Genomic DNA, 22,975 nt, shown 5'->3' on the forward strand with positions numbered 1-22,975 from the left:
ATAACTTTAAATAATAAATAAAAAAAGCGGCAATTAAGCCGCTTTAATACTTCTAATTTTTAGAAAGCTTACATCTTGATAACACCACAACCTACTCGGGTTCCGGCTGCACCAGATGGTTGAGAAGTATAATCATCTACACCATCATGAACAATCACGGCTTTACCTAAAATATCTTTTTTATCATCTCCACAATCAATGCACCATTCATCTGTACTAAAGTTAACGGTACCGTTTCCATTGGCATCTACTTCAAAATTGCCAATATCTCCTTTGTGGTATCCATCTGCGCTTCCCCATTCACCATGTTGGGCATCTGTTGGGTTCCAGTGGCCTCCGGCAGATTTACCGTCGGCAGCAGAACAATCTCCTTTTTCGTGGATATGAATAGCATGCGTACCTTCAGCAAGTCCTGAAATAATAGCAGTCATAGAGACTTCACCATTTTCTTCAGTAAAAACAACATTTCCGCTCAGGTTTGAATCGCTAACAGCCTGCAGAGAAACTTTAACTTTTTTTACTTCTTCCTCTTTTTGGGTTTCCATATCAGAATTCATTTCAGATTCTGACTGTGCATCCATTTCTTGTTCTTTTTTCTCATTCTTACATCCGGTAAAAATTAATCCCGCGCAAAGAATAAGAGATAAACTAATTCGTTTCATAGTTTGGATTGGTTTAATATTACTATTATTAAACTAAATTAAGCCTATTCACAGGTATCACCAAAGATTTAAGGATAGCTTAACAAAGGCTGTGAAGCTATGAATTTTACTAATCTATTAGTTTGGTAATGATCTGTGCTTTGGAAGATAAAGTCTTGTGAACAGGACATTTGTCTGCAATTTCCATAAGTCGTTCTAATTGTGTTTTATCCAGATCTCCTTTTATGGATATTTCTCTTTCAAAACTGTCGATCTTAGCCATATCGTTCTCACAGTTCTCACAATCTTCTGCGTGTTTTTTTGAGTAGCTAACATGAGTTTCCACGTTACTGATCTCCCATTCTTTTCTACGCGCATACATTTGGATGGTCATAGAAGTACAGGCTGCCAATCCGCTGGACACTAATTCGTAAGGATTTGGTCCCAGGTCACTGCCACCTACTTTAACCGGTTCATCGGCAATAAGATGATGATTGCCTGCTATAATCTGAGTTGTAAACCCGGAAGCCCCAAGATTGGCCATTACTTCATGATCTGTTTCTAACTCAGGAGTTTTTGGCTCTTTGATATATTTACTTGCCCATGCCGAAATTACTGTTCCAACATATTCTGAATCTGCTTTGGTACTTAACATATGATCTGCACCATCCAGGGAAACAAAACTTTTAGGATGCCATGCAGCTTTATATAGTTCTTCGGCATGATCTATGGAAACTATTTCATCTTGCGGGGAATGCATTATCAATAATGATTTTTTAATATCTTTTAAAGCCGAAGCATCCTGATTCTTTTTAAGATCATTGATAAATTGTTTCTTGATCTTGAAACTGCGTCCTCCGATCTTAATATTCGCAAAACCTTCTTTTTCTATTTCCTCCAGGCTTGATTCAAAATGTTTCTGAACGTGAGAAAGATTTGATGGCGCATTAATGGTGACCATACATTTAACTGATTCAAGTTTTTTTGAAGCGAATAGGGCAGCAGCGCCTCCGAGAGAATGCCCGATGATCATTGACGGAGCCTTATACTCTCTTTCTAGAAATTCAGCAGCAGCCAGCAAGTCGTCTACATTGCTTGAAAAGTTTGTGTCTTCAAATTCACCCTCACTATCTCCGAGACCGGTAAAATCGAATCTTAAAATTCCATAACCTTTAGAAGCCAGGCTTTTACTGATATTTGAAGGTGCATGGAAGTTCTTATTGCAGGTGAAACAATGAGCAAAAAGTATAAAATTTGCAGGTTGGGTATTGGTAGGTAATTCCAGAACACCTTTAAGTTCTTTTGAATCAGAATTTTTAAAACTGACTTCTAGCTTTTGCATAATTACAGGGTTTTCATTTCAAACAGAGCCTAATATAAGGCAATAAAAAAAGCTGCCGTAAAAGGCAGCTTTAAAAAATATATAAATTCTAAATTAAAGTTCTTTAATCTTTATATTTCTAAACCATACCGGGTCACCATGATCCTGTAGAGCGATATGTCCTTTTTTAGTGGCTCCAAAACCTTCCCATTCACTGAATTTGGATTTGCTTACCATTTCTTTCCATTCATCTCCCTGTACCGGGAATTCAACTACTTTGGTTCCATTTAGTTCTACCCAGCCTTTATTTTTGCTGTAATCTATATGAATCACTTCCTTGTTCCATTCGCCTGCAGGTTTTGTCGCATCCTCGCTTGGCGCAACCATATCATACAAAGCACCGGCAGTGCGATTTAGTCCATTTTTAGCATCAGGATGTCTTTCATTGTCCAGCACCTGAATTTCAGGACCTGTTAAGTATGGTTCATCATATTTTTCTTCTTCCTGAACAGCCCACATAATCCCGCTATTTCCAGCTTCTGATATTTTCCATTCCAGAGATAATTCAAAACTTTCAAATTCATCTTCAGTAATAAGATTCTCTGATCCCGATCTTTCTCCTTCAGAAGGTGTGAAAGAAATCGTGCCATTTTCAGCCTTCCACTGGTTGGAAATTGAATCCTTATTAAAAGCTTTCCATCCCTGAAGATCTTCACCATTAAAAAGCTCCTGCCATTCTGATTCCTGATTTTCCTCTTTAATTTCGGTGTTTTCAGCAACTTTGGTTTCTTCAGCTTCTTTATTTTCATTTTTACATGCGGTGAAAGCAAGTATTGAACATCCTATTATTAATATTTTTTTCATTTTAATTGTTTTAAATTCCTAATATTCGTTTTAGTTTATTTTCGTCTACTTCAGATCCTGAGAAATCATCAAATCTTTTTTGAGTGGCTTCAATAATATTACTGGCTATAAATGGCGCACCTTCTTTTGCTCCCTGTTCCGGAGATTTTATGCAACATTCCCATTCTAATACTGCCCAAACATCACAACCATATTCAGTTAGTTTAGAAAATATGGTTTTGAAATCTACCTGTCCGTCGCCGGGATGTCGATATCTTCCGGCCCGGTCTTTCCAGTCTCCGTAACCACCAAACATTCCTTTTTTTCCGGTGGGATTAAATTCAGCATCCTTTACATGGAACATTTTAATAAAATCGTGATAATGGTCTATATACTCAATATAATCAAGCTGCTGAAGCACGAAGTGACTGGGATCGTATAATATATTTACTCTTTTGTGATTATTGGTGGCATCCAAAAAACGTTCAAAAGTAACCCCGTCATGAAGATCTTCTCCCGGATGTATTTCATAGCAAACGTCTACTCCCTGTTCATCAAATTCATTCAGAATAGGCATCCATCGTTTCGCTAATTCGTTAAAGCCCATTTCCAGAAGACCTTCCGGTCTTTGAGGCCAGGGATGAGCAGTGTGCCATAAAAAGGAACCGCTAAAGGTTCCATGAACATCAATTCCCAGATTTCTACTTGCCTTTGCCGCATATTTTAATTGCTGTATGGCCCAGTTAGTTCGTTTTTCAGGATTGTTTTTATATTCATCCGGGGCGAAATTATCAAACATGATATCATAGGCAGGATGTACCGCTACCAGTTGTCCCTGTAGGTGAGAACTTAATTCGGTGATCTCTAATCCATAGGATTGAACCTTTCCTTTAAGTTCATCACAATAAGTTTTGCTTTCAGCTGCTTTTTTCAGATCTATAAGTCTCGTTTCCCAGGTTGGGATCTGAATTCCTTTATAACCTAAACCTGAAGCCCATTTACATAAACCGTCCAGAGAATTGAAGGGTTCCTTGTCATCCATGAACTGAGCTAAAAAAACAGCTGGTCCTTTAATAGTCTTCATTTTTGTTTTTTTTTAATCTTCTAAGTTTATCCAAACATTCCCTTTTTTATGAGAATCGACGGTTTTTTCTATAAAATTCATTCCGCGTAAGCCATCATTTAATTTAGGATAGGCTCCTTCATGTTTCGACCTATCCTTGATAGCCATGGCTACCCCGTAATAGATATTCCCCATGGAATCGAAAATCCCTTCAGGATGTCCGGGTGGAAGTTTAGTTCCTTCCAGAGAAAACTCACTATTATATTCGTGGCCCGGTTTTAAAACCTGAAGTGCCATCCCTTCTTTTAATAAATAAAGATAATTGGGATTTTCCTGTTCCCATTTTAAACCGCCATTATCCCCGTAAACCTGAACCGTAAAATTATTCTCTTCTCCGGTAGCGATCTGGCTGGCCCTCAACACTCCTTTGATATTTTCCTGAAATCTAAGCAACACCGTTCCGTCAATATCCATAGGATTATCTTCATAAAGATAATTGAGATCTGCCAGCACTTTATCAACGTTTAGTCCGGTAACATATTCCGCCATATTGTAGGCATGCGTACCAATATCACCAATACAGCAACTAATACCCGACTTTTCAGGATCCAGTCTCCAGGTGTTGGATCTTTTTTCCTTATCGTGGATCAGCGGGTTTATCCAACCCTGATAATATTGCACATCTACCTTCTGGATCTTTCCGATTTCTCCGTTTGCGATCATGGTTTTCATTTGCCTGATCATAGGATATCCGGTATATGTATAAGTGACCGCAAATATGGTATTGTTTTTTTGCTGAATTTCATTCAGAATTTTAGCTTCTTCATAGGTGATGGTCAGCGGTTTTTCGCAAATAACATTGTACCCGTTCTCCAGCAATTGCTTTGCCATGGGAAAATGTAGAAAGTTGGGGGTAAGTACTGAAACAGCCTGAATTTTTTGATTTTCCGGAAGTTTAGCTTCCTTCGCAATCATGTCATCAAGATCCTTATAAATCCTTGAACTATCAAGCTGAAGCTTTTCTCCAAACTTTAAGCTTTTTTCATGCTGTACGTCAAAGACTCCTCCAACAATTTCGAACTGATCGAACATATTCGCGGCTACTCTGTGCAGAATTCCTATCAATGAATCTTCTCCGCCTCCTAATATTCCGAGTCGTATTTTACTCATAAAGTGTGTTTTATATTTCTATATCTTTCTTATCTATCTTTTCATTCTTAAAGAATAAAGCAAAAAGTAACATAACTAAAAAGGCAAATGCTGCCGGATAAATCCAGATGGTTTCCCAGTCGTGCATTTTTTCTCCTGTAAGATAAGCATTCGTGATAAGTCCCGCTACATAAAAACCTATAAGCATCCCAACTCCATAGGTAGCCAGAGTGATTAATCCCTGTGCGGAACTCTTATATTTTGATCCTGCTTTAAAATCTGTATAGATCTGTCCTGATACAAAGAAGAAGTCATAGCAGATTCCGTGAAGAGCAATACCTGTTAGGAGCATGAATATGAGTTCTCCTGAATCACCATACGCGAAGAGAAGATACCTGATAGTCCATGCGAGCATTCCTGCGATAATGGTTAATTTGAAACCGAACCTTTTAAAGAAAAAGGGCAACAATAACATAAATAATACTTCAGAAGCCTGGCCGATGGTCATTAAGCCTGTAGGATTATCAACTCCAATTTCCGAAAGGAATGGATTCGTATTCTGATAATAAAAAGCCAGAGGGATACAGATCAATACTGAAGCTACAAAGAACATTAAGAAGTTACGGTCTTTTAATAATCCCAGAGCATCAAGTCCAAGAGTTTCTACGATACTTACTTTTTTTGACCTGTCTGCCGTTGGTGGTGTTTTAGGAAGGGTGAAACTGAAAAGTCCTAGAAATGCGGAAGCTATACTCACCATAAGGAAGGTATATTTTAGCAACCCATCCTGACGTCCCTCTGCAGCATCCCAACTTAACCAGCTAATTACAAGACCAGCGACAATCCAGCCAACGGTTCCAAAAACCCTGATAAAAGAGAATTCTTTCGCCGGATCTTTCATTTGATTAAAACTAACTGAATTCACCAGGGCCAGCGTAGGCATATAAGCGATCATATAACCCAGAACTAATGGGTAAAATTCTATAAAATCTGTGCTTTGATACATCAGATATAATAGAACGGCTCCCACCAAATGTAAAATACCAAGAATTCTTTCAGCATTGAAAAACCTGTCGGCAATTAGTCCAATTATAAAGGGGGCTATAATAGCTCCCCATGATTGGGTTGAAAAAGCTGTGGAAATTTGAACGTCTGTTGCTTCCAGATTGTATCCAAGATAAGTTCCAAGTGTTACAAACCAGCCTCCCCAAATGAAGAATTCCAGAAACATCATTAGGGAAAGTTGAAATCGTATAAGTTTATTCATAATCTAAAAGGTTGGTGGTTTTAAAGTTCACTGCCGGCTTTAATTAATAAATCTTTTGTGGCCATAATGCCTTTTTCTGCAGAAATATCGCTTCCTTCAAATTCAACTCCTATATAACCTGAGTATCCGGCATCCTTTATTATCTGAAGCATTTTTTTATAATCAATAAGATCTTCATTCCCTTTTTCATCAAAAGTGTAAGACTTAGCACTAACAGCTTTTGCGTAAGACATCAGTTTTTCAACTCCTTCATATCTTGGAAATTCTTCAACGCATTTCGCATTCCATCTTTCTCCCCCTTCACGTTTTAGACAGAAATTTCCAAAATCGGGAAGAGTACCGCAATTCTCCATATTAACTTCCTTCATCACTTCTACAAGGAGATCGGCATTTGAAGATAAATACCCATGATTTTCTACCAGGACATTAATTCCTTTTGTTTGGCCATATTCTGAAAGCTTTTTTAAGGCATCCACAGAATTGTTTTTCCATTCTTCAGCATTATCACTTCCGAATAAATTTACACGTATAGAGTGACAACCAAGGTACTGGGCAGCATCTATCCATTTTTTATGATTTTCTACAGATTTATTTCTTTCTACGGAATCATTTATGGCAAGATCGCCTTCGCCATCTATCATTAATAATAAATTTTTAACCCCATATTTTTCGCTTCTGGCTTTAAGAGTGTCCAGAACTTCTTTCATCTTCGCTTCGGGATTTTCAGCATTTTTGATTGGGCCAGCGTAAAAACCTGTAACGTATTCTATACCTTCAAAACCCATTTCGCTTGCTTTTTGAGCAAAATCCATAGGATCCAGTTCCTTATTCTCAATTTGTGTGTGTAAAGACCATTGTGCAAGAGATAATTTGAAAAATAACGAATCCGAAGCTGGTTCTGGATTTTCTTCCTGGGCTATATCAGATTCATTTTTTTTAGTCTCCTTACAGGAGACCAGAGATAAAGAAAACGTAGTTAAAACCAGGATTAATAATAGTTGAAAGGATTTTAATTTCATAGTTATGGGATTGAATAGTATGTCTTTGATTTAGTTAAGAAAAATGAAAAATAAATGTAGGCTTTTTTTTAAAGATGTAAAATAATCCCTTTAAATTTATATATTTGAAAGACTTCGAGCTTAATTTTTATCAATAAAATAATCAATTGTGAGTAACTATTACGAAAATGACAATTATGACGCCATAGTTGTTGGAACAGGCATCAGCGGCGGATGGGCTGCTAAGGAGCTTTGCGAAAAAGGATTTAAAACTCTGGTTTTAGAAAGAGGAAGAATGGTGGAGCATGTTAAAGATTATCCAACCATGAATGACGATCCCTGGGACTATAAATTTAAAGGACAGGTTCCTCGGGAAGAAAAGAAACGCCAGCTTAAGCAAGCAAGAACAGGGTATACGGTAGCTGAACCTAGCAAACATTGGTTTGTAGATGATATTAAACATCCCTATAACGAAGTAAAGAGATTTGACTGGATGCGTGGTTACCACGTTGGTGGTAGATCTATCATGTGGGGAAGACATAGCTACAGATTGAGCGATATGGATTTTGAAGCCAATAAAAAAGATGGTCATGGTGTAGACTGGCCTATTAGATACAAAGATATCGCACCCTGGTATGATAAGGTTGAATCTTATATAGGTGTATGTGGTGAAAAGTTGGGGCTAAGTCAGTTGCCTGATGGGCAGTTCCTTCCGCCCATGGATCTTAATTGCGTGGAAGATTATTTTAGGGAAAGTATTGCCGAGAATTTTGATGGTCGGGTAATGACCTCAGGAAGGGTAGCTCATATAACCGGAGATAAAAAGTTTGAAGGTCGGTCTAAATGTCAATTTAGAAACCGATGTATTAGAGGTTGTCCTTATGGAGCATATTTTAGCAGTAACTCTTCTACCTTACCTGCAGCCGAAAGGACCGGAAATATGACCTTAAGACCTAATTCAGTAGTAAGCCAGGTTGTATATGATCCTGAAACTAAAAAAGCTTCCGGAGTTAAGGTTATTGATGCTAATACAAAGGAAACTATGGAGTTTAAGGCCAATGTGATCTTTCTTTGTGCTTCTGCAGTTGCTTCAACAAGTATTTTAATGCAATCTAAATCTGATAGATTTCCTGACGGAATGGGTAATGATTCGGGTGAGCTGGGACATAATGTTATGGATCATCACTTCAAGGCAGGTGCTTCAGGAAAGTATGACGGATTTGAAGATTCTTATTATAAAGGTAGAAAACCTAATGGTATCTATTTGCCAAGATTCAGGAATTTGAATGATAATGATAAAAACCTCGGATTTCTGAGAGGTTATGGGTATCAGGGGGGTGCAAGTAGAGGTGACTGGTCTAGTAGCATAGCTGAGGCAGCTTATGGAGAAGATCTTAAAAAAGCGATCACACAACCAGGAGGATGGACCATGGGACTTATGGGCTTTGGAGAAACCCTGCCATATCATGAAAATAAAATGACTCTGGATTATAATAAACTGGATGAATGGGATCTACCTACAATAACTTTTGACGCAGAGTTTAAAGAAAATGAACTCAAAATGAGGGAAGATATGGTCTCCCAGGCAGTAGAAATGTTAGATAAAGCAGGTTTTAAAGATGTGAATGGGTACGATGATATTGGAGCACCTGGATTAGGAATTCATGAAATGGGGATGGCTAGAATGGGTCGTGATCCAAAAACATCTGTATTAAATGGGAATAATCAGGTTCACGGAGTTCCTAATGTATATGTGACAGATGGAGCTTTTATGACCTCTGCAGGGTGCCAGAATCCATCTTTAACGTATATGGCAATGACCGCCAGAGCGGCAGATCATGCTTCAAAGAATTTCAAAAAGTCTAATGCTTAAATAATAGAATCATGAAAAGGAGACAAGCCTTAAAAAATATAGGACTAGGAGCAGGGATTTTTATTGTAGGTCCTTCAACGTTAAGCTTATTGCAAAGTTGTAAGAACGAGCCTGAATATGACTGGCAACCTACCTTTCTATCGGCATCTCACGGTTTTGCACTTCAGAGAATACTGGATATAATATTACCAGCTACAGATACTCCGGGAGCATCAGATCTTAATATAGCCCAATTCATAGATTCTTATATGGATCAGGTGGCAGATGAGGAAAGACGAAATCGATTTGAACGATCGGCAGGATCTTTTTCAAAAGCCTTTAAAGCTGAATATGATAAGGAGCAGGGGGAAGGAAAAGACGAAGAATTTGAGAATTTGATCAAGAAATATCTGAAAGCTACACCTGCAGAAAAAAAGGAGTATGCTAAAAGAAATACGGAAACCCAGGATGCTCAAAAACAGCAATCAGACATGGAAATTGATCCTGATGCAGGAGCATATGCTTATTTAACCACGGTTAGAGAAATGGGGATCTGGGCCTGGAAGAATAGTGAAGAGATCGGGGAGAATGTATTATGGTACGATCCAGTTCCAGGTGAATATATTCCTTGTGGCCCTGTTTCAGAATTAGGGAATGGTAAAGCAATGTCCCTCTAGATTGCGATTTTAATAAGTTTTTCTTTACTTATTAACAATTGTGAGTAAAATTTTATTTTTTATTGAATTTATAATAATTAGGTGATAATTAATTAATTTTTATCGAATTTATAGCGTATTTCGATTATTGCTAATAATTCTATGTTTTTTTTGTGTAAATTTTACATATAAATACTTCTAAAAATTTATTTCATAAAACCTAATTGTTTTATTAACAAATATTTGCATAATTTTATCCTAATTCAGATATTTTTCTGAATCATTCCAACTAAAACTTTAATTTATGAAACAAATTATCTTCAGGGGCTTTTTGTTTGCGGCTATCTTCCTATTTTATGGAATGGTCAATGCACAACAAACGGTCTCCGGGACAGTTACCGATGAATCTGGTCCGCTTCCCGGCGCAACAGTAGCTATTAAAGGAACTTCTACCGGTACTACTACTGATTTTGACGGAAACTACACTTTAAACGATGTGCCCGATGATGCTACACTTGTTTTTAGTTTTGTAGGTTTTGTAACTCAGGAAGTAGCTCTTAATGGTAGAACTACTATTAATGTCAACCTAGCTACAGATGCATCAGAACTTGAAGAAGTAGTGCTAATTGGTTACGGGCAGACTACAGTGCGGGATGCAACGGGAGCAGTTGCTTCAGTTAGTGCTGCAGAATTCAATAAAGGTAATATATCCTCTCCCGAGGAGTTAATCCAGGGTAAAACTGCGGGGGTGCAAATTACCCAGGCCAGTGGTGAACCTGGAGCAGGCGTGGCGCTTCGTATTCGAGGTACAACTTCCGTAAGATCCAATAATAATCCTCTTTTTGTAGTAGATGGAGTACCTCTAGCAGGAGGTGATACAGCAGCAGGAACAGGAGACCTTGGTTTTGGTTCCAGTTCTGCCAGAAACCCTCTAAACTTTATTAATCCAAGTGATATAGAAAGTATAAGTATCCTAAAAGATGCATCAGCAACGGCTATTTATGGTTCGAGAGGTGCAAACGGAGTGGTAATTGTTCAAACTAAATCTGGTAGAGGAGCTCAAGGTGGAGCTTTTACATATGATGCTTCCTTAAGTGTTGCATCTCCAGCTAATGAATTTGATTTATTAGACCGTAACGAGTATTTAGATGCTATTGAACAATTTGGAGGAGATGTGGAAGCTCAGGATTTTGGAGCTGACACAGATTGGCAGGATGTTATTACCAGAACTGCAATCTCTCAGAATCATGCGTTGTCTTATATGAATAATTATAATTCAGGGAACGTTCGTGTTTCTTTTGGATATAATGATATAGAAGGTGTGGTAGAGAATTCAGCTTTAGAACGAATTACGGGAAGAGTAAATGCTAACCATAGATTTTTTGATGATAAACTAAACCTTAGTTTACAATCAACCATATCCAGAGTTAACGATAAAGCTGCTCCTGTTACAAATACTGCAGGATCTTCAGGAGATTTAATAGGATCTGCTTATTACGCAAACCCAACCTGGCCAGCAACTTTAGATTTTTCACCGGGTGGAGGTAACTTAAATCCTTTGCAATTACTAAGATTTTCTAATGACGAAACTGAAACCGACAGGGTTTTAATCAATTTTTCTGCAGATTATGATATCCTTCCAGCACTTAATGCAAAAGTTACCCTTGGATATGATAAATCTGAGTCAGAAAAAACAGCTGTAGTTTCAGGTGATATTACCGGAGTAACTAATGGTACTCCTGGGAATGGGAGAGGTTTTATTTTTGATAGAGAACTTACCAATACCCTTTTTGATTTTGTATTAAACTACGAGAAGGAATTTGAAAATTCCAGCTTTACGGCATTAGCAGGATATTCTTATCAAAAATTCGATAGTCAGGGAAGAGATGCTTCTGCCTTTGGATTTGCTACTACAAACCTGGGTGAGATGGCTAATAATTTCAGAAGTGATCTTGATGCCCTTGCAGGTACTATAGACCGTTCATATAATCAATTTTATTACAGCAATGCAGGATTTTTTGCTGATGGACTTTTCCCAGAAATTTACCAAGGACAGGAATTTACTGCTCCCGGAAGTGTGTCTCTACAATCTATAACCAATGGAACATTTGATAATTATGACGAATTACAGTCCTTTTTTACGAGACTGAACTATTCATTGATGGATAAGTATTTATTTACTTTCACATTAAGAGCTGATGGTTCTTCAAGATTCGGACCTGAAAATCAATATGGTTATTTTCCATCAGGTGCATTTGCATGGAAGATAGATCAGGAAGATTTCATAAATAAGGAAACCTTCTCTACGTTGAAACTTCGTCTTGGTTACGGTATTACAGGAAACCAGGAAGGACTTGGATATGGGAACTTCACAATTAGAAGAGTTTTGAACGGATACGGGATTAATAACGGTGGCGATATAACCGGGGGTGGTCTTGGAACCGCTGGTTTTGCAAATCCTGATCTTAAATGGGAAGAAACCGCACAGGCAAATATTGGTCTGGATTTCGGATTTTTCAATGATAGGTTATCAGGAAGTTTGGATTTCTATCACAAGGATACTCAGGATCTCCTATTGGAAGCTCAAAATGCCCAGCCAAGCCCGGCTCCCTCTTCTTTTAGAAATATTGATGGAAGCGTGATAAATAAAGGGGTGGAATTTGCTATTGATTATGATATTTTTGATGATGAAGACTTCTTTTGGAATATAGGATTTAATATAGCTTACAATGATAATGAATTACAGGATTTTGATGGCTTAATTGAAAGTGCTCAGATTTCTGGACAGGGATTAACAGGAGCTTTTGCGCAACTGTTGGCTGAAGGAAGACCATTATTTTCTTATTATCTAAGAGAGTTTGCAGGTTTTGATGAAAACGGAATATCTATCTATCCAAATGGTGATGAACAGGAATTTGTAGGTAAGAGTGCTTTACCAACTACCAATGTAGGTATTAACACCAGAGCAGAATATAAGAACTGGGATGCGTCCTTATTCTTCGCTGGTCAGTTTGGACATTATATTTATAATAATACCGAGAATGCATTTTTCACAGCAGGAAGTATTAATGGAGGAAGAAATGTAATTCAGGACGTGCTTACAAATGGAGAATCGGCTGCGAATGCACCAGATGTTTCTACCAGATTTTTGGAAAGTGGTGATTTTCTTCGTTTGCAAAATGCCAGTCTGGGATATACATTTGACTTAGGTGAAAATTCTTTTCTTGATAATTTCAGACTCTATGTGAATGGCCAGAATCTATTTGTTATTACAGATTATAGTGGTTTAGATCCTGAAGTAAATACTCAAACTCCGCTGAATGGTATTCCAACAGCAGGGATTGATTATACAGCTTATCCAAGACCAAGAACATTTACTTTTGGTTTTAATGCTAAATTTTAAAAAATTGATCATGAAATATTCGAATTTAAAATTTTTAATCCTCGGTGCCTTAGCATTAAATATAAGCTCATGTACCGACCTTGAAATTGAGGAAACTGATTCCTTAATTGTAAATCAAACCGGAGAATTTACCGGTGTTGAAAATGTAGATGCTACTTTAGATGGTATTTACGATACTTACCGAGGGCAAATTGCTACTCAGGAGAATCTTTATGCCTTAAATGAGGTTAGTACAGATGAATTATTAGTGCCAACCCGTGGGACAGACTGGGGTGATAATGGACTATGGAGATCTTTACACCAGCATACCTGGTCATCTATCCATCCTTTTGTAAGAAATGTGTGGAATGATCAGAACTCCAATATTTTCCGTACTACGGAAGTTATTGATGAAAGAAGTAATCCTTCTCCTCAACAGGCTGCTGAAGCAAGATTTTTAAGAGCTTATAGCATGTTCTGGATCATGGACCTGTATGGACAGGTGCCTTTTAGAGCACCAGATGAGGGGATTGAGATAGATCCTATAGTTTATACCCGCCAGGAAGCATTCGAATTTATTTTGGATGATCTTACTACCGCCATGGATGACCTTCCTACTATTGGCCCAGGAGAAGGTACCATGCGAGCAAATAAAGCAGCAGCGCATTTTCTATTAGCAAAATTATATCTTAATAAGCATATTTATCTTGGAACCGATTCTGCTGCTCCGGCAGATATGGAAATGGTTGTAGAGAATGTAGAGGCAATTGAGGATATGGGGTTCGGTCTCGTAGAAGGTTATTTTGGAATTTTTTCTCCAAAACTTGATAATGAAACTATTTTCCATACTAATGCAGACTGGGGAAATAAAATATGGAATACTTTACATTATAATCAGAATTCTCCAGGAAATACTGGCGGTGGATGGAATGGTTTTACCACTTTATCTGAATTTTATGATCTATTTGAAGGAGATCCTAATACTAACTTTCCGGGAGATGGACAGGAAGAAAGAAGAGGTTTTGTTCCACTAGCAGGGACACCTATGAGTGGTGATATAGATTTTGATGGAGACGGCATTCCAGAAGAAGATACCGATTCAGATGGATTTGTAGATGCATCAGATATTGGTTTTGGTTTCCTTATTGATAATCAATATAATCTTCAGGGAGAAACTAAAAAGAACCGTCAAGGAGGAGATCTTTCTTATACAAAAGAATTGCCTGGTTTATTAGGTAATAACGAAGATACCGGAATCCGGGTTATAAAATATCACCCAACAAACGGAGCATTTACGGGACATCACATTTTATTCAGATTTTCAGATGCTCATCTTATGAAGGCCGAAGCTATTATGAGAGGTGCTGCAGGAGATGCAACTTCATTAGTTAATCAGTTAAGAGAATTGAGAAAAGCCTCTCCGCTTTCCAGTGTAACTGAACAGGATATGATTGCTGAAAGAGGTAGGGAGTTATATGGGGAATATTGGAGAAGAAACGATCAAATACGTTTTGGTACCTTTACCAATACATGGTCTTTTAAAGACAGTACTGAAGAATTCAGGGTACTTTATCCTATACCTGCCTCTGCAATTATTTCAAATCCTAACCTTACTCAGAATGAGGGTTATTAATCAATAATTTAACTGTATAAAAAAGAAGGCAATTATGCCTTCTTTTTTTATTCAATATTTCTATATTTAACAATATTTTATAAAAAAATTCAGCAAAATTTAAATTGGTTTGAAAAGGGATTTTAAAACATTTTCATGCCCTATAATGACTTTAGTTTAGCTTTATAAAAAGTTATTTTCGAAGACCCTAAATGCAGATTATGAGATTCTCTTCCTTCATAAAATTATTATTTTTCTTTTTTCTAATTTCCTGTGGATCCGATTCTGAAGAGGAAAATCAGGAAAAGCAGAAAAGTGATGAAAATACCTTGTATACCTTACTCGATTCAGAGGAAACAGGTATTGCATTTATAAACGAAGTAAAGAACAGCCCCGATTTCAATATTTTTAAATACCGTAATTTTTATAACGGTGGTGGTGTTGCAATTGGTGATATCAATAATGACGGCCTACCGGATATCTATCTTACGGCCAATATGAAACCCAATAAACTTTACCTTAATAAAGGAAATTTCAAATTTGAGGATATTTCAAAATCCGCCGGCATAGAAGGGAACAAGCCGTGGTCTACCGGTGTAAATATGGTAGACATCAATCAGGATGGTTTACTGGATATTTATGTGAGTAACGCTGGTAATATGGAAGGTGATAATCACAATAACGATCTCTATATTAATAATGGTGATCTTACTTTTACAGAGAAAGCTGCCGAATATAACCTGGCCGAAACAGGATTTAGTACTCATGCTTCATTTTTTGACTATGATAAAGATGGTGATTTGGATGCGTATATTCTGAATAACAGTAATATTCCTGTTAGTAGTCTTGGTTATGCTGAACAGCGTGAAGTAAGAGCCCAGGATTGGGAGGGAGTTCCAAAAATATTTCGCGGTGTGGGCGATATGCTTTTACGTAATGATAATGGGAAATTTGTGGATGTAAGTGAAGAGGCTAATATCTACGGAAGCCTTATTGGCTTTGGTCTGGGTGTTATGGTAAGCGATTTTAATAATGATCTCTATCCTGATATCTACGTTTCCAACGATTTCTACGAACGGGATTATCTATACATCAACAATCAGGATGGAACGTTTACGGAAGATATTGAGAATTGGACTTCCCATCTATCACTTTCTGCTATGGGAATAGATATGGCTGATATAAATAATGATGGCTTTGCCGATATCTTTATAACAGATATGCTTCCCGATACTGAAGAGCGCGTCAAGTCTGTAATGGAATTTGAAGGATATAATGTTTTTAAGCTTAAACAGAGTAAAGACTTTTTTCAGCAGTATATTCAAAACACTCTTCAACTGCACAATGGTAACAATTCTTTTTCTGAAATTGCAAATTTTAGTGGCGTAGAAAGTACCGACTGGAGCTGGGCCGGACTTATTTTTGATATGGATAATGACGGGAACCGGGATATCTACGTAACCAATGGAATTAACCATGATCTTACCGATCTCGATTTTGTGGAATTTTTTGCCAATGAGATCATTCAGAAAATGGCACTTACGGGAAAAAAAGAGGCTATAGATTCAATTATTGATAAAATGCCGGTTACCAAATTGCCTAATTATGCTTATAAGAATACCGGTAACTTAAAATTTAAAAATTCAGCAGAAGAGTGGGGTCTTGGAATTCCAAGCTTGTCAAACGGTTGTGCTTATGGAGACCTTGATAACGATGGAGACCTCGACTTGGTTGTAAATAACGTTAATATGGAGTCTTTTGTTTATCGAAATAATTCAGATAAACTAGAAGACAGAAATTATCTTAGGGTTAAGCTCAAAGGGAATAAGGAGAATAGCTTCGGAATTGGTAGCATATTGAGGCTTTATTACGGAAATGAAATAATAATGCAGGAACAAAATCCCTCGCGTGGTTTTCAGTCTTCCATGGATTATACCATGAACATGGGACTGGGGGAGGTTACTAAGATTGATTCCCTGCGTATAATCTGGCCTAATAGTAAAACACAATTGATGACAGATATTAAAGTTAACCAGACTTTAATTTTGGATCAAAAGGAGGCTTCAGAAATATTTACTCCGGAGAAACCGGTTCAGCAGAAAAAATTACTGACCGAACTTCCCAATAACAATTTTGAATCTCATCAGGAAAATAATTATACCGACTTTGATTTTGAAGGTATGATCTATAAAAAACTTTCTCAGGAAGGTCCTGCCTTAGCGGTGGCCGATGTTAATGGGGATGGTAGTGAAGATGTTTTTATTGGTGGAGCCAGAGAACAGGAAGGTTTCATTTATATCAACAACGGAGATGGAAATCTTAAATTAAGTAAGCAACCGGCCCTAAAAAATGATTTAAATTTTGAAGATACTTCCGCTGCATTTTTTGACGCTGACGGGGATGGTGATCAGGATCTTATGATTGGTTCAGGAGGTAATGAGATTGGAGAGGAAAATAATTACAGAGCCAGACTTTATATAAATGATGGTAGAGGCAATTTTACGCGTTCAACAAATACAATTCCATCCATTAACCAAAATATTGCGGTAATTGCTCCAAATGATTTTGATTCAGATGGCGATATCGATGTATTTATCGGTAGCAGAAGTGTAGCCGTAAATTATGGGCTGGATCCTCAGCACCTGTTTCTGGAAAATAGAGGTAACGGGGAATTTGTCAATGCCACTGAACGTATCTCTTATGATGTTAAATATGCAGGTATGATCACTGCTGCGATATGGCAGGATATAGATGGAGATGATATCAAGGACCTTATAACAGTTTCTGATTGGGGAGCTCCAAAGATCTTTAAAAATTCAGGAAGGAGACTCTCAAATTATAAAACCAACCTGAATGAGTATACCGGCTGGTGGAATACAGTGGAATCTGCAGATCTGGATAATGACGGAGATCAGGATCTTATTCTAGGAAACAAAGGCTCCAATATTCCTTATGAAACTTCTTTTGAAGCACCCATGAAAATGTGGGTCAATGATTTTGATAATAACGGAACTATAGAACAGGTGGTCACCACACATAAAGATGGTAAGGATTATCCGCTGCACATGAAAAGAGAGCTTACTTCCCAATTAGTATCTCTAAAAAAAGAAAATCTAAAAGCTTCCGAATATGCGAAGAAATCTATCACCGAATTATTATCTAAAGAAAAACTTGCCAACGCGCTGGTTAAAGAAGCAGTTATCTCAGAAACTATTTTAGCAGTGAATGAGGGGAATGGAAAATTTAGGATTAAAGAGTTGCCGGGACGTGTGCAATTCTCCTGTATTTGTGGAATATCCTGTATAGATGTAAATCAGGACGGGAATTTGGACCTGGTAATGGCGGGTAATAATTTTGAATTTAAACCCCAATTTTCACGTCTGGACGCAAGCTTTGGAAATGTTCTGCTTGGTGATGGTAAGATGAATTTCGAATGGCAGGATTACGGTGTTAGTGGTTTCAATATTAAAAGTGAAGTGAAATTTCTTAGGAAGTTTCAAGACAAGAATGGTAAAACGTACATTATAGCTGCGATAAATGATGAAAAACCGAAGATTTTTGAAGTTAGTAATCTATAAATTAGTCATATTTCAAATTCTGGTTATTTGTCTCTACGGATGTACTAAAAAGGAAGAAAAATTCTTTTCGAATCCAACGACAAAACTTTCCGGAATAGATTTTAATAATCAACTCACCCAGAACAGGGACCAGAATATTCTTGATTATTTGTATTACTATAATGGAGGAGGAGTGAGTATTGGAGACATCAATAATGATGGACTTGCAGATATTTATTTCACCGGAAATCAGGTAAAAAACAAACTTTACCTGAATAAAGGCAACCGGAAATTTGAAGATATCACTGCGAAAGCCGGGGTAGAAGGGAACAGTACCTGGAATACTGGAACCACAATGGCCGATGTAAATGGGGATGGCCTTTTAGATATATACGTGTCGGCAGTTGTAGGTATTAATGGATTTGTGGGGCATAATGAACTTTTTATCAATAACGGGGATCTCACATTTTCAGAAAAAGCACAGGAATTTGGCCTCGATCTGGAAAACTATTCTTCCCAGGCGGCATTTTTTGATCTTGAAAATGATGGTGATCTGGATGTTTATATTTTAAACCATGCAGTGCATACCAATGAATCTTATGGTCCCGCAGAGATCAGGAACAAAAGGGTTTATGAAAGCGGAGATAAATTATTCCTGAATGAAAACGGCAAATTTAAAGATATCAGTGAAGAAGCAGGTATCTATGGTGGAGCTAACAGTTATGGCCTTGGAATAAGCACTGCCGATTTCAATAATGACGGATTTACAGATTTATACGTAGGAAACGATTTTCATGAAGATGATTATTATTATTTGAATAATGGCGACGGGACTTTTAAGGAAGCTCTAAAATCTAATTTTGGACATATTTCCCGATTTTCCATGGGAAGCGATGCGGCTGATATTAATAATGATGGTTTTACAGATATTCTCACGCTTGATATGTTACCTGAAGATGAAGTCGTTTTAAAATCTTCAGCTGGTGATGATAATGTAAATCTTCATAATCTTAGAACTGAGCAATTAGGCTATCATCCGCAGTATACCCGAAATATGCTTCAGATGAACAAAGCAGGAGAATATTTTTCTGAAACAGCTCTAATGAGTGGGATCGCTGCAACAGATTGGAGTTGGGGCGCTGTTTTTGCAGATCTTGATCAGGACGGACAACAAGATGTGTTTATTAGTAACGGAATCCCAAAACGGCCTAATGATCTGGATTATATTAAATTCACCTCCAATGAACAGATAAGAAAAAAACTGGATCAAAGCACTTTAGTAGATAATCAGGCGCTGGAAAAAATGCCCTCGGGAGCAGTTACCAATTATATATTTAAGGGTGAGAAGAATGGAATGTTTGAAGATATGTCTGATGTTTGGATAGAAAATGATTCCATCATTTCTACAGGGCTGGCATATGGCGATCTGGATAATGACGGCGATCTGGATATCGTTACCAATAATATTAATAGTTCATCAAGTATTTATATAAACAATCATACTTCAGGAAACTTTCTAAAACTTAGGTTCGATTATAAAAGTGGCAATAATTTTGGAATTGGAACCAAAGCTATTTTATATACAGATGAAGGAAAACAATTCAGGCAACTTTACACCACTAAATCCTGGCAGTCTTCCTCTGAGCCGGTAATTCATTTTGGACTCTCCAAACAAGCTAATATTGATTCTCTGAGCATTATCTGGCCAGATCAAAGCATACAGACTCTAAAATCTGTTAAACCAAATACGTCTCTCGTCCTGGAACCCAAACCATCGGACAAACGTATTGATATTAAAAAATTATTTTACCGTGATAGTAAAACCTGGTTTTCTAAGGCTGAAAATGATTTTGGACTGAACTATGTTCATGAAGAGAATGCTTTCAATGACTTTGATGTTCAAAAACTTATTCCTCATAAAATGTCTGATCACGGGCCTGCGGTAAAGGTGGCTGATATTAATAACGATGGCTTAGAGGATGTGATCTTTGGAGCTTCAAGGTATATTTCTGCTCAGGTTTATCTTCAGGGAAATGATGGTTTTAAATCTGAAAAGCTGGATGAAGTAGCAAAAGATTCTCTTGCGGAAGATACCGATGTGATGGTAAAGGATTTTAATTCAGATGGAAAGGTAGATCTACTTTTTGCGTCAGGTGGCGGGGAACCTATTGGTAGGGATAGTAAACTTCTGGATCGGTTTTATTCTGGAAAAGGTGACTCAAAATTTAAAAAAGATGCTGTTTTTCCAGAGATGTATAGTAATTCTTCCGTAATACGAGCGGCAGATTTTGATAAAGACGGAGATGAAGATATTTTTATTGGGGCCAATGCAGTAAATTATAATTACGGAGCGATTCCTAAATCTTTTTTATTGAAAAACGAGAAAGGTAAATTTTCAATTTCTGAACAACCAGAAATTTTTGAAAATCTGGGTATGGTCAATGATGCCGTCTGGATAGATTTTGATAATGATGATGATCTCGATCTTATTGTGGTGGGCGAGTGGATGTCACCCAAATTTCTGGAAAACCAAAATTCGAAATTTAAAGATGTTTCAGCTCAAAAGCTGGGTGAAAAACTAAACGGTTTATGGCAAAAGATCTTGCCTGCTGATATAGATAATGATGGTGACATGGATCTTCTATTAGGCAACTGGGGATTAAATTCAAAGTTAAAAGCCTCGGCGGAATATCCTCTTTTAATGTATTATAAAGATTTTGATGATAATGGTCTAACCGAAACTTTACTGGCTACCGAAAAAAATGGGGACTATTATTTTCTATACGGGATGGATGAACTATCTGCTCAGTTAAGTCAGTTAATTAGGAAAAGATTTACCACGTATAAGGATTTTGCCGGAAAGACCGTAAATGAGATATTCAAACTTGAAGAGCTGGAAACTGCGGAAGTTCTTAAAGTTTATGAACTCGCATCTGGATACCTGGAAAATAATGCTGGGAAATATAAATTCAGGAGATTTGAAAATCAGCTGCAAACTGCTCCCATCATGGCAATGTTGAACTATGATTTCAATAAAGACGGACAAAAAGAAGTGCTGGTGGGAGGAAATTATTTTGGGGTTACTCCATATCACGGGGCTTTTGATGGTATGGGAGGGTCTTTAATAATTAAGCCGGATAAAATTCTGAATTCCAATGAAATTGGCTTAAATTTAACACAGAAGGCAGTGAAGGATTTTTCTATCATTACTATCAAGAATACACCATATCTACTGGTAACCGTTAATGATGGAAAAGCTGAACTTTATAAAATGAATTTTTGAGATGAAAAAACTCTTAATACTCCCAATATTATTTTTAACACTAATTTCCTGTGATCAAAAGGCTCAGGAAATAGTAGTTACCGGAGATGATTTTCATATGGCAAATGAAAATCTAAGCAAGACCATGGTGCATGATATTTTTTCGCCCCCGGTAGCAAGCAGAGTATATGCCTATTCTAATATAGCCGCTTATGAGGTAATGTCTCAGTTTAATCCGGAGTATAATTCCCTGGCGGGACAATTAAACGAATTTGGACCCACTCCCAAACCAGAATCTGATAAGATAAACCCGAATATAGCAGCGCTCACCGCATTTTATGAAATTGGGAAGAGTCTTGTTTTTTCAGAAGAAAGGATGACTGGCAAAAGAGATAGTCTTTTTGCTAACTGGAGAGAAAAGGACGAAGCGGTATTCATAGCTTCAGAAGCCTATGGGATGAAAGTAGCTCAGCATGTGAAAGACTGGATGAAGAATGATAATTATGCTGAAACCCGTACCATGCCGAAATTTACAGTTAGAACAGATGAAACCAGTAGATGGCAACCCACACCACCTTCTTATATGGATGGGATAGAGCCGCACTGGATGAAAATAAGACCTTTCGTAATAGATTCTTCAAGTCAATTTAAACCCGCACCACCACCGGAATTTTCAATGGAAGAAGGGAGTAGGTTTCATACCGAGTTGATGGAAGTCTACAACATTCGGGAAGAAATTGCCCAGGATGAAGAAAATAGTGATAAAATGGCTATTGCTAAATTCTGGGATTGTAACCCGTATGTTTCTATTCTTCGGGGGCATCTAATGTTTGCCACAAAAAAGATAACTCCTGGTGGGCATTGGATAGGAATTACCAAGATCGCCTGTGAAAAATCTAATGCCGATTTTGATAAATCGGTCTATGCCTATACTAAAACATCCATGGCGATTGCAGATGGTTTTATTAGCTGCTGGGAAGAGAAATACAGGAGTAATCTGGTAAGACCGGAAACCCTTATTAATAAGTATATAGATGAAAGCTGGAGTTCTGTTTTACAAACGCCGCCTTTTCCTGAATATACTAGTGGACATTCGGTAATTTCAGCCGCTGCAGCAACTGCTCTCACCGATATTTTTGGTGATAATTTTAGTTTTGAAGACGATACTGAAACAGAATATGGATTACCGGTTAGAAATTTCACCTCATTCAATGCAGCGTCTATAGAAGCTGCTAATAGCAGACTTTACGGCGGAATCCATTATCGCGCAGCGATAGAAGTTGGTTTAAAGCAAGGCCAGGACCTGGGAGCTTATGTTGTGAATAAACTTAAAATGACCAATTCAAAAGATAAAATTGCTTCTAAATAATTT

General features: G+C 37.4%; 14 protein-coding genes. 7 read left to right on the forward strand and 7 right to left on the reverse strand.

Annotated elements, in window-relative coordinates; genetic code table 11:
* Window positions 1-68 precede the first annotated feature (68 nt).
* The 7 genes from LGQ90_RS01820 to LGQ90_RS01850 form a co-directional block, all read right to left on the reverse strand.
* Window positions 69-662, reverse strand: a complete 594-nt coding sequence (locus LGQ90_RS01820; RefSeq protein WP_229337526.1) for a superoxide dismutase family protein — start codon at window positions 660-662, stop codon at window positions 69-71.
* Between the two features lie 109 nt (window positions 663-771).
* The gene (locus LGQ90_RS01825; RefSeq protein ID WP_229337527.1) at window positions 772-1,983 is read right to left on the reverse strand and encodes a bifunctional alpha/beta hydrolase/OsmC family protein; all 1,212 of its coding nucleotides are present in this window, start codon (window positions 1,981-1,983) and stop codon (window positions 772-774) included.
* 93 nt (window positions 1,984-2,076) lie between these two features.
* Window positions 2,077-2,826, reverse strand: coding sequence for a 3-keto-disaccharide hydrolase (locus LGQ90_RS01830; protein ID WP_229337529.1), 750 nt, complete (start codon window positions 2,824-2,826; stop codon window positions 2,077-2,079).
* Window positions 2,827-2,836: 10 nt separating this feature from the next.
* Window positions 2,837-3,889, reverse strand: coding sequence for a sugar phosphate isomerase/epimerase family protein (locus LGQ90_RS01835; protein ID WP_229337531.1), 1,053 nt, complete (start codon window positions 3,887-3,889; stop codon window positions 2,837-2,839).
* Between the two features lie 12 nt (window positions 3,890-3,901).
* Window positions 3,902-5,038, reverse strand: a complete 1,137-nt coding sequence (locus tag LGQ90_RS01840) for a Gfo/Idh/MocA family protein (RefSeq protein ID WP_229337533.1) — start codon at window positions 5,036-5,038, stop codon at window positions 3,902-3,904.
* Window positions 5,039-5,048: 10 nt separating this feature from the next.
* The gene (locus LGQ90_RS01845) at window positions 5,049-6,284 is read right to left on the reverse strand and encodes a nucleoside permease (RefSeq protein ID WP_229337535.1); all 1,236 of its coding nucleotides are present in this window, start codon (window positions 6,282-6,284) and stop codon (window positions 5,049-5,051) included.
* Window positions 6,285-6,304: 20 nt separating this feature from the next.
* A complete protein-coding gene (locus LGQ90_RS01850; protein WP_229337537.1) occupies window positions 6,305-7,303 on the reverse strand; it encodes a sugar phosphate isomerase/epimerase family protein in 999 nt (332 codons plus the stop codon).
* A 148-nt stretch (window positions 7,304-7,451) separates the two neighbouring features.
* On the opposite strand from LGQ90_RS01850, the gene LGQ90_RS01855 reads away from it, so the two are divergent.
* The 7 genes from LGQ90_RS01855 to LGQ90_RS01885 all read left to right on the forward strand — a co-directional run bounded on the left by LGQ90_RS01855 (window position 7,452) and on the right by LGQ90_RS01885 (window position 22,972).
* Window positions 7,452-9,155 carry a GMC oxidoreductase gene (locus LGQ90_RS01855; protein WP_229337539.1) on the forward strand — a complete coding sequence of 568 codons (1,704 nt, stop codon included), beginning with the start codon at window positions 7,452-7,454 and terminating at the stop codon, window positions 9,153-9,155.
* A gap of 11 nt (window positions 9,156-9,166) precedes the next feature.
* Window positions 9,167-9,811, forward strand: coding sequence for a gluconate 2-dehydrogenase subunit 3 family protein (locus tag LGQ90_RS01860; RefSeq protein ID WP_229337542.1), 645 nt, complete (start codon window positions 9,167-9,169; stop codon window positions 9,809-9,811).
* A gap of 283 nt (window positions 9,812-10,094) precedes the next feature.
* Entirely contained in the window at window positions 10,095-13,193 is a 3,099-nt protein-coding gene (locus tag LGQ90_RS01865; RefSeq protein WP_229337544.1) for a SusC/RagA family TonB-linked outer membrane protein, read from the forward strand.
* Between the two features lie 10 nt (window positions 13,194-13,203).
* A complete protein-coding gene (locus tag LGQ90_RS01870; protein ID WP_229337547.1) occupies window positions 13,204-14,805 on the forward strand; it encodes a RagB/SusD family nutrient uptake outer membrane protein in 1,602 nt (533 codons plus the stop codon).
* A gap of 200 nt (window positions 14,806-15,005) precedes the next feature.
* Window positions 15,006-18,362 (forward strand): VCBS repeat-containing protein, encoded by a 3,357-nt coding sequence (locus LGQ90_RS01875; RefSeq protein WP_229337549.1) that lies wholly within the window; start codon window positions 15,006-15,008, stop codon window positions 18,360-18,362.
* Window positions 18,325-21,624: a VCBS repeat-containing protein gene (locus LGQ90_RS01880; RefSeq protein ID WP_229337551.1), complete on the forward strand. Its 3,300-nt coding sequence runs from the start codon at window positions 18,325-18,327 to the stop codon at window positions 21,622-21,624. Before LGQ90_RS01875 ends, LGQ90_RS01880 begins: the two co-directional genes overlap by 38 nt.
* 1 nt (window position 21,625) lies before the next feature.
* Window positions 21,626-22,972, forward strand: a complete 1,347-nt coding sequence (locus tag LGQ90_RS01885; protein WP_229337553.1) for a vanadium-dependent haloperoxidase — start codon at window positions 21,626-21,628, stop codon at window positions 22,970-22,972.
* Window positions 22,973-22,975 lie beyond the last annotated feature (3 nt).

The sequence above is a fragment of the Christiangramia sediminis genome (assembly GCF_020552705.1).
GTDB lineage: Bacteria > Bacteroidota > Bacteroidia > Flavobacteriales > Flavobacteriaceae > Christiangramia > Christiangramia sediminis.

Excerpts from the sequence above, each read along its gene's own strand:
- LGQ90_RS01860 (WP_229337542.1), top strand. The coding sequence starts at position 9,167 with ATGAAAAGGAGACAAGCCTTAAAAAATATAGGACTAGGAGCAGGGATT.
- LGQ90_RS01830 (WP_229337529.1), bottom strand. The coding sequence starts at position 2,826 with ATGAAAAAAATATTAATAATAGGATGTTCAATACTTGCTTTCACCGCA.
- LGQ90_RS01840 (WP_229337533.1), bottom strand. The coding sequence starts at position 5,038 with ATGAGTAAAATACGACTCGGAATATTAGGAGGCGGAGAAGATTCATTG.
- LGQ90_RS01825 (WP_229337527.1), bottom strand. The coding sequence starts at position 1,983 with ATGCAAAAGCTAGAAGTCAGTTTTAAAAATTCTGATTCAAAAGAACTT.
- LGQ90_RS01875 (WP_229337549.1), top strand. The coding sequence starts at position 15,006 with ATGAGATTCTCTTCCTTCATAAAATTATTATTTTTCTTTTTTCTAATT.
- LGQ90_RS01835 (WP_229337531.1), bottom strand. The coding sequence starts at position 3,889 with ATGAAGACTATTAAAGGACCAGCTGTTTTTTTAGCTCAGTTCATGGAT.
- LGQ90_RS01880 (WP_229337551.1), top strand. The coding sequence starts at position 18,325 with ATGAAAAACCGAAGATTTTTGAAGTTAGTAATCTATAAATTAGTCATA.
- LGQ90_RS01885 (WP_229337553.1), top strand. The coding sequence starts at position 21,626 with ATGAAAAAACTCTTAATACTCCCAATATTATTTTTAACACTAATTTCC.
- LGQ90_RS01850 (WP_229337537.1), bottom strand. The coding sequence starts at position 7,303 with ATGAAATTAAAATCCTTTCAACTATTATTAATCCTGGTTTTAACTACG.
- LGQ90_RS01820 (WP_229337526.1), bottom strand. The coding sequence starts at position 662 with ATGAAACGAATTAGTTTATCTCTTATTCTTTGCGCGGGATTAATTTTT.
- LGQ90_RS01870 (WP_229337547.1), top strand. The coding sequence starts at position 13,204 with ATGAAATATTCGAATTTAAAATTTTTAATCCTCGGTGCCTTAGCATTA.
- LGQ90_RS01865 (WP_229337544.1), top strand. The coding sequence starts at position 10,095 with ATGAAACAAATTATCTTCAGGGGCTTTTTGTTTGCGGCTATCTTCCTA.
- LGQ90_RS01845 (WP_229337535.1), bottom strand. The coding sequence starts at position 6,284 with ATGAATAAACTTATACGATTTCAACTTTCCCTAATGATGTTTCTGGAA.